Origin of the sequence: Pseudomonas sp. 1928-m (assembly GCF_029269135.1) — a bacterium.
Classification (GTDB): domain Bacteria; phylum Pseudomonadota; class Gammaproteobacteria; order Pseudomonadales; family Pseudomonadaceae; genus Aquipseudomonas.
Genome location: NZ_JARIXO010000006.1, coordinates 21,626 through 33,875 on the forward strand (window position 1 = coordinate 21,626; position 12,250 = coordinate 33,875).

Consider the following 12,250-nt stretch of genomic DNA (forward strand, 5'->3'; position numbering starts at 1 on the left):
TTTCAGCTCTCCACAAAGGCTTCGAACAGGCCGAGGGGCAGCGGCACATCCAGCAGGTAATCAAACAGGCCGTACAGCAGCACGCCCATTAGTACGGCGCTGATGGCGCAGGGCAGTGGGCGACCGGTAAACAGCAGGCCAAGGGCGAAGGTGGCCAGCGTGGTACTGATGACGAAGCCGAGCACTTCGAACAGCAGCGCATAGGCCAGCAGCGCCAGTACACAGAGCACGGCGCGCACGGCCGCGCGGGTATTCAGCCGCTGCTCCAGCAGGCCAGGCTTGAATATCAACCACAGGCTGCCAGCGGCCATCAGGCTAAGCAGCAGCAAGGGATAGGCGCGCGGCCCGACCGGGTCATAGGCGAAGGGTGCCTGGAAGCCCCAGGCGATGACGGCGAGAACGGCGCAAAACAGCAGCCAGCTCGCGGCGAACAGGCGAACGTACATGGCGGATTACCTAGTTGATAAAACCAAAGAGGCGGAAGCGTTACGAGCGAAGGGAAGGCAAGGCGGAAAGCGGCGAGAAAGCGCAGTTTACTGGTGTAAATGAGCATTTCGAGCCGCTTTCCAACGCCGCATTACCGAGCGCAGTAGCTTCCTTATTGCATCAGGCCGAACTCGCCAGCCAATGCCTTGTATTCCTCAACTTGCTTGAAGACCAAGGCTTTCAGCTCGTCGCCGGTAACTGACAACGGCAGCAGGTCGCGCTGTTCACGCAGGGTGGCGAAGTCTTCACGGGCGAGCAGGCTGTCGAACTGTTGTTTCCACCAGTTGTACTGCTCGTCTGTCACCTCTGGGCCCATGTAGAAGCCGCGGATCACCGGCCAGACGATGTCGTAGCCCTGCTCCTTGGCGGTGGGGATATCGGCCAGTTTGCCCGGCAGACGCTCATCGGAGAGCACGGCGAGGATGCGCACTTTCTTCGCCGCCAGCTGCGGGGTGACTTCGCCCAGACCGCTGGAGGTGACCTGCACATGGCCGCCGAGCATAGCGGTGAGGGTTTCACCGCCGCCTTCAAAGGCCACGTAGCGCAGGTTTTTCGGGTCGATGCCGGCCAGGCGGGCGATCAGCGCAGTCTGCATCCAGTCTTGGCCGCCGATGGTGGCGCCAGCGCCGAAGACGATGCTGGTTGGGTCCTTCTTCAGCGCCTGCACCAGGTCATCCAGATTCTGGTACGGCGAGTCGGCACGCACGGTGATCGCGCCGTAGTCGGTGCCTACTGCTGCCAGCCAGCGCACGCCGGTTTCGTCGTAGCGGCCGAACTTGCCTTGCGCCAGGTTGAGCAAGGATCCGCTGGAGAACGCGGTGATGGTGCCGGGATCAGCCGCGCGCTGGGCGATTACTGCGTTGTAGGCCACCGCGCCGACACCGCCGGGCATATAGGTGACGCGCATTGGTGCTTTCAGCAGGCCGCTGTCTTTCAGGCCGCTTTGCGCCAGTTTGCAGGTCAGGTCGAAACCACCGCCTGGCTTGGCCGGTGCGATGCATTCCGGGCGCTTGGGTTCGGCAGCCAGCAGTTGGCCGGCAAAGGCCATGCAGGCGGTGGCCAGGGCGATGCGGGTAAAGGCAGTTTTCATGGGGTATTCCTCTTGGCGCTAGAGGGTGTTTACAAACGTCGCGAGCGAAGGTCAGGCAAGGCGAAATTAGCCGAAAAAGCGGAGTGTACGAGTAGTACATGAGCATTTTGAGGCTGATTTCAACGCGGCATGGCCGAGCGCAGCAGTTTGTTAACACCCGATTATTGTGGGTTACCAGATCGGCAGCGTATAGCCGACGATGACGCGGTTCTCGTCCGCATCGCGGGCGAAGTCGGATTTGAAGCTGGCATTGCGCAGGCGCACGTAGACATCTTTCAGCGGCCCGCTTTGCACCACGTACTTGACCTCGATGTCGCGCTCCCACTCGCCGCCGGTGTCATCAGTGCCAGCGATTTGCGCGTCGCTGCCTTTGATGTAGCGGGTCATAAAGCTCAGGCCGGGTACGCCGAGCTTGCCGAAGTCGTAGTCGTAACGGGCCTGCCAGGAGCGCTCGTCGGCGTTGGCGAAGTCGTTGATCTGCACGAAGTTGACCAGGAATGGGTCGCTGCCATCGATATAGGCGTAACCGGTGTCGCCGCTCATGTCTTGAAAGCCCAGGCCCAGTTTGTGGCCGTCGATGGCGTAGCTGAGCATGGCGTTGAAGGCGCGGTTATCGATCTTGCCGGCATTGGCTGCGCCGCTGTCCTTGCTCAGCATCAGGCGTACATCAGCGCTGAGGGTGCCGCTGCCCAGCGGTTGGCTGGCGAGCAGGCCGAAGAAGTGCTGGCGATAGATATCGTCGAGATCGGCGAAGTAGTAGCGGCCTTTGAGTTGCTCGTTGAAGCTGTAGTCGAAGCCCATCAGGTCCAGATGGTCAGCGCTGATGCCGGCAGCGAAGCGCTTGTTCTTGGCGTTGAGGATCAGCTCCTCGGAGTTGGTCGAGGCGCGGTCGATCACCTTGTCCAGGCGCCCGCCGGTAAAGGTCAGGCCGTCGAGTTCGCTGGAGGTCAGCAGGCCGCCTTCGAACACCTGCGGCAGTAGGCGGCTGTCGCTGGCCTTGACCACGGGCAGTTCTGGAACGTGCGAGCCATAGCGCAGCTCGGTATTGGAGACCTTGACCTTGGCAGTCAGGCCCAGGCGGCCGAACTGATCTGGAGTGCCGCCATCGTCCTGCACCGGCAGCAGATCCGTGCCGGTGCGGCCGCCGCCGGAATCCAGTTTGACCCCAACCAGGCCCAGGGCATCAAGGCCGAAACCCACGGTGCCTTCGGTGTAGCCAGACTGAACGTCGAGCCAGAAACTCTGGCCCCATTCTTCACGCTTGTTCTGCTGGCTGCTTGTGCCTTCGCGGAAATCACGGTTGAGGTAGATATTGGTGGTGGTCAGGCTGGCTTTGCTGTCAGCGATAAAATCGGCATGGGCAGCGGGGGCAAGCAGCGCGGCGGCGATTGCCAGGCTAAGCAGGTGAGCAGGCGCAAGCGCCTGATGAGATGCAGTCGGCATCCTGTGGTCTCCATTGTTGTTTTTGTCACGGCTGCGCACCACTGCGTCAGTCGTTCAGGTCGGTGGATCGAGCCACCTGAAACCGATGCTAGGGGGTCAAGCTTTCACCAGGCTTTCAGCTTGAAAAAAACGCCTGGAGCGTTTTTTGACGTCGCTTGCGACGGCCTGCAGGGTGGCCGCCAGGGATGGCAGGCCACAAAAAAACGCCTGGAGCGTTTTTTGACGTCGCTTGCGACGGCCTGCAGGGTGGCCGCCAGGGATGGCAGGCCACAAAGAAACGCCTGGAGCGTTTTTTCACATCGCTTGCGACGGCCCCCGGGGTGCGCCGTTACACTGGGCGCATAACAACAAGTTTGTGGAGTGCCATTACCGTGCGAATCCTGCTGGTCGAGGACCATCTGCCCCTGGCTGAAAGCGTGGCTCAGGCCCTGCGTGGCACTGGGTTGACCGTGGACATGCTGCATGACGGCGTGGCCGCCGATATGGCCCTGAGCACTGAGGATTACGCCCTGGCGATTCTCGATATTGGCCTGCCGCGCCTGGACGGATTTCAGGTGCTGGCGCGCTTGCGTGAGCGCGGCAATACCCTACCGGTGCTGATGCTCACCGCCCGTGGCGAGGTCAAGGACCGTGTGCATGGCCTTAACCTGGGCGCCGATGATTACCTGGCCAAACCCTTTGAACTGAGCGAGCTGGAGGCGCGGGTCAAGGCGCTGCTGCGTCGCACCGTGCTCGGTGGCGAACGCCAGCAACGCTGCGGCAATTTGCTGTATGACCTGGATACCCGGCGCTTTACCCTGGCCGATGGCCTGCTGACCCTTACCTCCCGTGAGCAGGCGGTGCTGGAGGCGATGATCGCCAGGCCCGGACGGGTGATGAGCAAGGAGCAACTGGCCGCCCAGGTGTTTGGTCTGGATGAGGATGCCAGCAGCGACGCTATCGAAATTTACGTCCATCGCCTGCGCAAAAAGCTCGAAGGCGGCGGGGTGCGAATCGTCACCTTCCGTGGTCTGGGCTATTTATTGGAGGCCGTTGGTGACTGAGCGCGGCAAACCCATGGGAAACCAGCCGGGCAGCCTGCGCGGGCGGTTGATCCGCCGATTAGCGGTGCTGCTGGCGCTGATTCTGCTGGTCAGCAGCCTGAGCGCCTACTGGAGCGCGCGGCATGCTGCGGATACCGCCTACGATCGCACCCTGTTGGCCTCGGCGCGGGCGATTGCCGATGGCCTGTACACCACCGCCGAACGGCTGAATGCCAATGTGCCCTATGTGGCGCTGGACACCTTTGCCTATGACAGTGCCGGGCGCATCTACTACCAGGTGCTGGATGTGCAGGGCGCGCTGGTGTCCGGTTACGCAGACCTGCCGCCGGCACCGCCCGGCACCAAACGCACCGAGGATTACCCGGCGCTGGCGCATTTCTACGATGCCGAATACCGCAACCAGGGCGTGCGGGTGGTCAGCCTGCTGCAGCCGGTCAGCGATCCGGGGGTCAATGGCGTGGCAGAAATCCGCGTGGCGGAAACCCAGGGCGCGCGTGAACGCATGGCCCGCGAGCTGTTGCTTGGCACCTTGCTGCGCATGGGTGTGCTGTCGCTGAGTGCCTTGCTGCTGGTGTGGCTGGCGGTAAGCGCCGCGTTGCGCCCGCTGGAAGCCTTGCGTCGCAGCGTGGCGGCGCGTACCAGCGACGATCTGCAGCCGCTGTCGGATCTCGGCATGCCGCGTGAACTGCGCCCGTTGATCGATGCGCTGAACCAGTTCAATGACCGTCTGCGTAATCTGTTCGAGCGCCAGTCGCAATTTATCGCCGATGCCTCCCACGAGCTGCGCACGCCCCTGGCGGCGCTCAAGGCGCGGGTCGAGCTGGGCTTACGTGCGCAGGAACCGTCGATCTGGCGCAGTACCTTGGAGGAAGCCGCGCAGAACACCGACAAACTCACCCATCTGGCCAATCAATTGCTCTCGCTGGCGCGTATCGAAAGCGGCGCACGGGCGATTGCCGAGGGCGGCGCGCAGCGTCTGGATCTCAGCCAGCTGGCACGCGAATTGGGTATGGCGCTGGCGCCACTGGCCCATGCGCGGGGTATTTCCCTGGCTCTGGAGGCCGAGCAACCGGTGTGGGTCAGCGGTGAGCCAACCTTGCTCAACGAGCTGCTGTGCAATTTGCTGGATAACGCCCTGGCGCATACCGCAGCCGGCGGCAATGTAATTCTGCGGGTACTGCCGGCTGGGGTGCTGGAGGTCGAAGACGACGGCCCAGGGATTCCGCCAGAAGAGCATGAGCGGGTGTTTGCGCGCTTCTATCGGCGCAGCAACAAGGGCTCTGGGGCAGGCTTGGGCTTGGCGATTGTCGGTGAGATATGCCGCGCGCATCAGGCTGAAATCAGCCTGCATCAGGCGCAGCCGCACGGTTTGTTGGTGCGTGTCGCATTCGCCAGTGCGCAAGCCTGAGTCAGGGCGCCAGGCTAAGCGGTTGCTGGATTTCCAATAGGTACTGGGCGACCTTGCCGCTTTCGCGCAGTTGCGCCAAGCCCTGGTTGAAGCGGGCGATCAGCTCGGCATTGCCGGGCACTTCCCGCGAGAGCAGCAGGTGCAGGCTGTCGCTGCGCAACGGCTTGGGGTGAAAGCTCAGCTGCGCACGTTCGGCGGCGCTGAAGTGCTGATGCAGCATGTCGAAGCCGACCACCTTGTCCATGGGGAACAGATCGACGCGGCCGGCAATCAGTTGGCGAAACGCAGTTTCATCACTGGTCACCCGATTGACCCGCAGTTGCCCGCTGGCTTCAGCCTGCTGAAAGGCTTCGCCGTAGTCATAGCCGCGCGTGCCAGCCAGGCGCCGGCCTTGCAGGTCGCTGACCTGCTGCCAGTCAAAGTTGTAGCCCTTGCGGTGGAACAGGTAGTAACCGCTTTCCACCACCGGCTCGCTGATAAAGAACTTTTCCTCCCGTTCGCTGCTGTGCAGCCATACTGCGCTGCCGTCGCGTTTGCCGCGCTCGGCCAGTTGCAGGGAACGTGCCCAGGGGTGGAATTCCCAGTCCACGTTGATGCCTTGCAGGGCAAAGGCTTCGGCGACGATGCGTGAAGCGACGCCCTTGTGCGGCAGTTGTTCGCCCAGATAAGGCGGCCATTCACCGTTGGTCAGGCGCACTGAGTCGGCAGCCGCGAGACCGCCGCAAAACAGGCTGAAGAGGGCAGATAACAGCAGAGTGCGCATGAGCCGTATGCCGATTGCGGGGACTGTATTCAGTCTAGTTGCATTCGGCTGCATGCGCGTGAGGGCTTTACTGGAGCATGCTCATGGCTGCTTCCATGGCGGCGGAGAGGTCTTCGTCTTCGTTGAGGTTCTGGTTTGGGTCAAGACCGAGCTTGGCGAACGCTGGAATCTGGCTCCAGTCCAGTTTGGTGTAGGGGTGTTCGCTGCCAATGTAGCTCTGCAGTGTGGCGACCTGGACGATATCGACATAATCGACCTTGGCGCTGTCGCGGGTGAAGTCCAGGTATTGGCCGGGCACCATGGCGATCAGCTCGGGGAATTCCCAGGTACGCAGGATCTTGTCGCCGATGATCGGGTGGATCTGCTCGATCACGTGGTTAAGGCTGATCGAATCGGCCAGCAGCTCGCTGTGCTCTTCGGCGTAGGTGAGGATCGGCAGTACGCCGATCTGATGCACCAGGCCGGCGAGGGTGGCTTGGTCCGGCAGCAGGCGGGTGTAGTGTTTGCACAGAACGTGGCAGATGCCGGCGATTTCCGTGCTTTTGTTCCACACTTCGCGCATTTTGCGGTCAACCACATCGCTGGTGGCCTGGAACATCTGTTCCATGGCCAGGCCCGTGGCCAGGTTGCAGGTGTAATTGATGCCGAGGCGACCGACGGCCATCTGCAGGTCGGTGATTTCCTTGTTGGTGCGCAGCAGTGGGCTGTTGACCACCTTGATGATGCGCGCGGTCAGGGCGGCGTCGTTGCCGATCACCTTGCTCAGTTGCGGGATGCCGATGTCCGGGTCTTCTGCTGCCTCGCGGACTTTCAGCGCGACCTCTGGCAGGGTCGGCAGTACCAGTTCATCGCTGTCGATGGCCTGGATCAGTTCCTTTTGGACTTTCTCGGCAAGCTTGCTCATGGGCAATTCTCTTTAGGCGGTCAGGCAATAGTAATCAGTGTAGTAAGTGCTTAGCGCTGTATTTCGCGGTCTGCGTCCAGTGTATACGGCAAATCGAGCACGCTCAGCGTGCTGCCTTCGGCAGAACCCAGGTGAATCACGCCATTCAGGGCGGCTTCGTCCTGCAGCACGGCCAGCAGTTCGACGCCGGCCGGGCTGCGCGCGGCCAGCACCACTTCCCCAACGCTGGAGGTGTGGCTGGGCGAAAACAGCGCCGTGGCGGGCTCTGGCAGCTGATTGTCATGCAGCTCGAGGCGATACAGGCGACGCTTGAGTTTGCCCAGGTACTGCATGCGCGCGACGATTTCCTGGCCGGTGTAGCAGCCTTTCTTGAAGCTCACGCCGCCCACGGCCTGCAGGTTGATCATCTGCGGAATAAACAGCTCACGGGTGCTGCCCATGACCTGGCCAATCCCAGCGCGCACTTGCGCCAGTAACCAGTCATTCAGCGGTGCTTGCGGCAGTTGGCTGGCCAATTGCGCCTGTACGGCTGCGGCTTGGCTGGCGGGTATCCAGAGTTCGGCGCGGCCATCACTCAGGCGCAGGGCCAGCAACTCATTGCTGCGCGCGACGCTGTCGGCGGTTTCTGCAAGCTCCAGGCTGAGGCTGCGCAGGGCTTCATCGCCGCCGCTCAGGCCGATGCGCAGCCAGTCCTGGCTTTCGTCGGTGAGTTTGGATTTGCTGAAAACAGCGTATTTCTTCAGGTCAGTCAGTTGCGCTTCCAGCAAGTCGCTGGCCATTGCCAGCAGGTAGCCGTCACTCACGCTAAGGATGCGAAAGCTCGACTGCATGCGGCCCTTGGGGGTGCAGCGCGCACCTAGGCTGGAGTGGCTGTCGTTGAGGTAATTGAGGTTGCAGGTGACTTGGCCCTGGAGAAACTTGTTGGCGTCCGGGCCGCGCACGGCGAGGATGCCTTCGTGGCTGAGGGTGCAGTAAAACGCGGTATCGGCCATGGTGGATTAGGTATCGCTGGATAAAAGTTAGGGGGCTCATCATAGAGCGCGCCTCGCGGCTTGTCAGCGCTTGCCGCAGCTTCGCTTGAGGGCATTGCCTGGTCGGGTGATGTGCGCGGTCAACAGGGGGGCTTTTCATCGGTATACTGCGCGCCTTATTTATGGCCTGCCATCCGTGGCAGCCACCCTTCGGGCCGTCGCTGAGCGACGTTAAAAATGGTTCCGTACCATTTTTTCAAGGAGCATTTCCATGGTCGACTCGGTTGAACTCAATCGTCTTTTTTGGCACAGCCGCCGCGGCATGCTGGAGCTGGATGTGCTGCTGGTGCCGTTTGTCAGAGAGGTGTATCCGCACCTCGACGAGGCTGACCGCGAGCGTTATCGCAAGCTGCTCGAATGTGAAGATCAGGATATGTTCGGCTGGTTTATGCAGCGCGGCGAGCCGGAAGACGCCGATCTCAAGCGTATGGTTCGGATGATTCTGGATCGTGTTCAGCCCCAGTGACGGCTTCGAATGCCGGTGGCAGCCTTCACGGCAGCTGCTGGATTGCTATGCCCTGATTCAGGGGTTGGCGCTGCTTAGCCTGGCGCTGGTAGACATTCCACTCTGGGCGCGTTTGCTCGGTATTGGCTTCTGTGTCGCCCATGCCGCTTGGGTGCTGCCACGCCATCTGCTGTTGAGTTCGCCGCAGGCCTACCGAGCGCTGCGCTACACGGCCGATGGTTGGCAGGTGCACAGCACGGCGCAGGGCTGGCAGGCCATCGAGTTGCACCCCGATAGTCTGGCTTTGCCGTTGATTGTGCTGCTGCGCTTTCGTTTGGCTGGGCAGCGCCGCGTGCGCTCGGTCTGCATCGCCCGCGACAGCTTGGCCCGTGATCAGCACCGGCGCTTACGGGTGCGGCTGAAGTTCAGTCGCCATAGGTGGGCGGCAGCAGAATAGTGTCCTTGGCTTCGGCCAACTGCTGCGGGTAGTCCAGGGTGTAATGCAGGCCGCGGCTTTCATGGCGCAGCATGGCTGAACGGATCATCAGCTCGGCGACCTGGGCCAAGTTGCGCAGTTCGATCAGGTCGCGGCTGACCTTGTAGTTACTGTAGAACTCGTGAATTTCGTCGAGCAGCAGGCGCACCCGGTGCTCGGCGCGCTGCAGGCGCTTGTTGGTGCGCACGATGCCGACGTAGTCCCACATAAAACGCCGCAGTTCGTCCCAGTTGTGCGCAATGATCACGTCTTCATCCGAGTCAGTCACCTGACTGGCGTCCCAGCTGGGAAGGTCGCTGGGCATGCTGATCTGCTCCAGCTGGGCGAGGATGTTCTCCGCCGCCGAGCGGGCATAAACGAAGCACTCCAGCAGTGAGTTGCTGGCCATGCGGTTGGCCCCGTGCAGGCCGGTAAAGCTGGTTTCGCCGATGGCATACAGGCCGGGCACATCGGTGCAGCCGCTTTGGTCGACCACTACACCGCCGCAGGTGTAATGCGCAGCTGGCACCACCGGAATCGGTTCTTTGGTGATGTCGATGCCGAAGTCCAGGCAGCGTTCATACACGGTAGGGAAGTGCGATTTCACAAAGTCAGCCGGTTTATGGCTGATATCGAGGAACACGCAGTCAATCCCCAAACGCTTCATCTCATGGTCGATGGCGCGGGCGACGATATCCCGTGGCGCCAGTTCGGCGCGCTCATCGAAGCGCGGCATAAAACGCTCGCCGTTGGGCAGCTTGAGCAGTGCACCTTCGCCGCGCAGTGCCTCGGTGACCAGAAAGCTCTTGGCTTTCGGGTGGTACAGGCAGGTCGGGTGGAATTGGTTGAACTCCAGGTTGCCGACCCGACAGCCGGCGCGCCAGGCCATGGCGATACCGTCGCCGCAGGCGCCGTCCGGGTTGCTGGTGTAGAGATAAACCTTGGCCGCGCCGCCGGTGGCGAGAATTACAAAGCGCGCGCTAAAGGTGTCGACCTCGCCGCTGGCGCGGTTGAGCACGTAAGCGCCCAGGCAGCGCTGGCCTTCCAAGCCGAGTTTGCGTTCGGTGATCAGATCAACGGCGACGCGCTGCTCCAGCAATTCGATATTGCTGCGCTGGCGGGTCTGTTCGAGCAAGGTGTTGAAGATCGCCGCGCCGGTGGCATCGGCGGCATGGATGATGCGCCGGTGACTGTGGCCGCCTTCACGGGTCAGGTGAAATTCGAAACCGCCGTCTTCGCGGGCGTGTTCATCGTCACGGGTAAAGGGCACGCCCTGGTCGATCAACCACTGGATGGCTTCGCGGCTGTGCTCGACGGTAAAGCGCACGGCGTCCTCACGGCACAGGCCGCCACCGGCATTGAGGGTGTCTTCGACATGCGACTCGATGGTGTCGGTGTCGTCCAGCACCGCCGCCACGCCGCCTTGCGCCCAGTAGGTCGAGCCGTTGGACAGGTTGCCCTTGCTCAGGACGGCAATGCGCAGGTGCTCAGGCAGCGTGAGGGCCAGGGTCAGGCCGGCGGCACCGCTACCGATAACCAGAACGTCGTGTTGGTAATGTTGGCTCATGTCCGAATTCCGCGAAAAGCGGCCCCTAGTATATAGAGGGGGTGGACGGCACAATAGCCAGCTTATGACCAAGTGCGTTACTCGGGAACTTTTTAAGTGTTTCGGGTTCCATAGGCGGTTGTTTAAGTGGGAATTCGCCTGGGTCAGTCGGCTTTGCAACGGGCCTGCGGTTTTTGCCTAGCCGGCGGGCGATCCAGACTACAAGCGCAGCAGTGGAGTCCCTTTGCTGCGCTGTTCCGTGCAGGACTTTTAAGTGTTCTGCAGGAAGCTTGTTTGAAGGAGAGAACTTTTGCGCAATGCCCAAGTCTACTTTGGCAGACCGAGTAAAGGGTTGGCGTTGCGCTCCTTCAAACCTTATGAGGAGTTTTCATGCTAACCCAGGAAGATGATCAGCAACTGGTCGAGCGCGTACAGCGCGGCGACAAGCGTGCATTTGATCTATTGGTGCTCAAGTATCAGCACAAGATTCTCGGGTTGATCGTGCGTTTTGTGCATGACACCCATGAGGCACAGGATGTGGCGCAGGAAGCCTTCGTCAAGGCGTATCGGGCGTTGGGTAATTTTCGTGGTGACAGTGCGTTCTACACTTGGCTGTATCGCATCGCCATCAATACGGCGAAGAACCACCTGGTGTCGCGTGGTCGGCGCCCGCCAGACAGTGATGTAAGTGCTGAGGATGCCGAGTTCTATGACGGTGACCATGCCCTCAAGGACATCGAGTCGCCGGAGCGCGCGCTGTTGCGCGACGAGATCGAGGCCACCGTGCACCGCAGTATCGAGCAGTTGCCGGAAGATTTACGCACAGCGCTAACCTTGCGTGAATTTGATGGTCTGAGTTACGAGGACATTGCCAGCGTCATGCAGTGTCCAGTTGGCACCGTGCGTTCGCGAATTTTCCGGGCGCGTGAGGCTATTGATCGATCCCTGCAGCCGTTGCTGCAGGAAACCTGAGACAGCGGCGTCAGCCAAGAGAGGAACCGCCATGAGTCGTGAAACCCTGCAGGAATCGCTGTCCGCGGTGATGGATAACCAAGCGGATGAACTTGAACTAAGGCGAGTGCTGGCGGCCAGTGATGACCCTGAGCTGCGCGCAACCTGGTCGCGTTACCAGATTGCTCGGGCGGTCATGCACAAAGAGTTGCTTGAGCCGCGCCTGGATATTGCCGCTGCTGTGTCCGTCGCCCTGGCCGACGATGTTGCCCCGGTTGCGCAGCCAGTGCAGCGCGGTCCTTGGCGTACCGTCGGTCGTCTGGCTGTTGCCGCTTCGGTTACCGTTGCAGTGCTGGCGGGTGTGCGTATGTACAACCAGGACGACATCACCGGTGTGCAGTTGGCGCAACAGTCCAATCAGCCGGTGCTGAATATCCCTCAGGTCAGCGGGCCGGCCATGCTGGCAGGTTTCAATACGTCTGAAGAGCAGTCTGCTCCTGCGGCCAGTGCCGTGGGTCAGGGCCAGCCTGGCTGGCATGAGCAGCGTTTGCCGGCCTATCTGCGCCAGCATGCGCAGCAGGCAGCCATGAGTACGAGTGAAGGTGCGCTGCCTTACGCGCGCGCAGCCAGTCTGGAAAACCGTTAACGGTCGTTGTTAAGGAATC

At 61.4% G+C, this 12,250-nt stretch carries 13 protein-coding genes; 6 read left to right on the top strand and 7 right to left on the bottom strand.

Annotation, left to right across the window (positions count from 1 at the left end):
- Positions 1 to 2 precede the first annotated feature (2 nt).
- The 3 genes from P3C18_RS16940 to P3C18_RS16950 form a co-directional block, all read right to left on the bottom strand.
- A complete protein-coding gene (locus P3C18_RS16940) occupies positions 3 to 446 on the bottom strand; it encodes a tripartite tricarboxylate transporter TctB family protein (protein ID WP_275963002.1) in 444 nt (147 codons plus the stop codon).
- A gap of 152 nt (positions 447 to 598) precedes the next feature.
- Entirely contained in the window at positions 599 to 1,576 is a 978-nt protein-coding gene (locus P3C18_RS16945) for a tripartite tricarboxylate transporter substrate binding protein (protein WP_275963003.1), read from the bottom strand.
- Between the two features lie 171 nt (positions 1,577 to 1,747).
- A complete protein-coding gene (locus P3C18_RS16950; RefSeq protein WP_275963004.1) occupies positions 1,748 to 3,019 on the bottom strand; it encodes an OprD family porin in 1,272 nt (423 codons plus the stop codon).
- A gap of 371 nt (positions 3,020 to 3,390) precedes the next feature.
- Between P3C18_RS16950 and P3C18_RS16955 the strand changes: the two genes are divergently transcribed.
- Both P3C18_RS16955 and P3C18_RS16960 read left to right on the top strand, forming a co-directional pair.
- The gene (locus P3C18_RS16955; protein WP_275963005.1) at positions 3,391 to 4,062 is read left to right on the top strand and encodes a response regulator; all 672 of its coding nucleotides are present in this window, start codon (positions 3,391 to 3,393) and stop codon (positions 4,060 to 4,062) included.
- A gap of 13 nt (positions 4,063 to 4,075) precedes the next feature.
- Positions 4,076 to 5,470, top strand: coding sequence for a sensor histidine kinase (locus P3C18_RS16960; protein WP_275963215.1), 1,395 nt, complete (start codon positions 4,076 to 4,078; stop codon positions 5,468 to 5,470).
- A 1-nt stretch (position 5,471) separates the two neighbouring features.
- On the opposite strand, the gene P3C18_RS16965 is transcribed toward P3C18_RS16960, so the two are convergent.
- The 3 genes from P3C18_RS16965 to P3C18_RS16975 all read right to left on the bottom strand — a co-directional run bounded on the left by P3C18_RS16965 (position 5,472) and on the right by P3C18_RS16975 (position 8,129).
- On the bottom strand, positions 5,472 to 6,233 hold the full coding sequence (locus tag P3C18_RS16965) for a transporter substrate-binding domain-containing protein (protein ID WP_275963006.1): 762 nt from the start codon (positions 6,231 to 6,233) through the stop codon (positions 5,472 to 5,474).
- Between the two features lie 67 nt (positions 6,234 to 6,300).
- A complete protein-coding gene (locus tag P3C18_RS16970; protein ID WP_275963007.1) occupies positions 6,301 to 7,137 on the bottom strand; it encodes an HDOD domain-containing protein in 837 nt (278 codons plus the stop codon).
- A 50-nt stretch (positions 7,138 to 7,187) separates the two neighbouring features.
- Complete coding sequence (locus tag P3C18_RS16975) at positions 7,188 to 8,129, bottom strand: folate-binding protein YgfZ (RefSeq protein ID WP_275963008.1); 942 nt, start codon at positions 8,127 to 8,129, stop codon at positions 7,188 to 7,190.
- 250 nt (positions 8,130 to 8,379) lie between these two features.
- Between P3C18_RS16975 and P3C18_RS16980 the strand changes: the two genes are divergently transcribed.
- Positions 8,380 to 8,634, top strand: a complete 255-nt coding sequence (locus tag P3C18_RS16980; protein ID WP_275963009.1) for a succinate dehydrogenase assembly factor 2 — start codon at positions 8,380 to 8,382, stop codon at positions 8,632 to 8,634.
- Entirely contained in the window at positions 8,618 to 9,070 is a 453-nt protein-coding gene (locus tag P3C18_RS16985; RefSeq protein WP_275963010.1) for a protein YgfX, read from the top strand. The genes P3C18_RS16980 and P3C18_RS16985 overlap by 17 nt, the downstream gene beginning before the upstream one ends.
- On the opposite strand, the gene nadB is transcribed toward P3C18_RS16985, so the two are convergent.
- Positions 9,039 to 10,655 carry an L-aspartate oxidase gene (gene nadB / locus P3C18_RS16990; protein ID WP_275963011.1) on the bottom strand — a complete coding sequence of 539 codons (1,617 nt, stop codon included), beginning with the start codon at positions 10,653 to 10,655 and terminating at the stop codon, positions 9,039 to 9,041. The two genes, P3C18_RS16985 and nadB, sit on opposite strands and share 32 nt — an antisense overlap.
- 369 nt (positions 10,656 to 11,024) lie before the next feature.
- Here nadB and rpoE point away from each other — a divergent pair, with 369 nt between their 5' ends.
- Positions 11,025 to 11,606, top strand: a complete 582-nt coding sequence (rpoE, locus tag P3C18_RS16995; protein ID WP_090252003.1) for an RNA polymerase sigma factor RpoE — start codon at positions 11,025 to 11,027, stop codon at positions 11,604 to 11,606.
- A gap of 31 nt (positions 11,607 to 11,637) precedes the next feature.
- Positions 11,638 to 12,231 (top strand): anti sigma-E factor RseA C-terminal domain-containing protein, encoded by a 594-nt coding sequence (locus P3C18_RS17000; protein WP_275963012.1) that lies wholly within the window; start codon positions 11,638 to 11,640, stop codon positions 12,229 to 12,231.
- Positions 12,232 to 12,250: the final 19 nt, after the last annotated feature.

Excerpts from the sequence above, each read along its gene's own strand:
- P3C18_RS16965 (WP_275963006.1), bottom strand. The coding sequence starts at position 6,233 with ATGCGCACTCTGCTGTTATCTGCCCTCTTCAGCCTGTTTTGCGGCGGT.
- P3C18_RS16950 (WP_275963004.1), bottom strand. The coding sequence starts at position 3,019 with ATGCCGACTGCATCTCATCAGGCGCTTGCGCCTGCTCACCTGCTTAGC.
- P3C18_RS16940 (WP_275963002.1), bottom strand. The coding sequence starts at position 446 with ATGTACGTTCGCCTGTTCGCCGCGAGCTGGCTGCTGTTTTGCGCCGTT.
- nadB (WP_275963011.1), bottom strand. The coding sequence starts at position 10,655 with ATGAGCCAACATTACCAACACGACGTTCTGGTTATCGGTAGCGGTGCC.
- P3C18_RS16945 (WP_275963003.1), bottom strand. The coding sequence starts at position 1,576 with ATGAAAACTGCCTTTACCCGCATCGCCCTGGCCACCGCCTGCATGGCC.
- P3C18_RS16980 (WP_275963009.1), top strand. The coding sequence starts at position 8,380 with ATGGTCGACTCGGTTGAACTCAATCGTCTTTTTTGGCACAGCCGCCGC.
- rpoE (WP_090252003.1), top strand. The coding sequence starts at position 11,025 with ATGCTAACCCAGGAAGATGATCAGCAACTGGTCGAGCGCGTACAGCGC.
- P3C18_RS16975 (WP_275963008.1), bottom strand. The coding sequence starts at position 8,129 with ATGGCCGATACCGCGTTTTACTGCACCCTCAGCCACGAAGGCATCCTC.
- P3C18_RS16970 (WP_275963007.1), bottom strand. The coding sequence starts at position 7,137 with ATGAGCAAGCTTGCCGAGAAAGTCCAAAAGGAACTGATCCAGGCCATC.
- P3C18_RS16960 (WP_275963215.1), top strand. The coding sequence starts at position 4,076 with ATGGGAAACCAGCCGGGCAGCCTGCGCGGGCGGTTGATCCGCCGATTA.
- P3C18_RS17000 (WP_275963012.1), top strand. The coding sequence starts at position 11,638 with ATGAGTCGTGAAACCCTGCAGGAATCGCTGTCCGCGGTGATGGATAAC.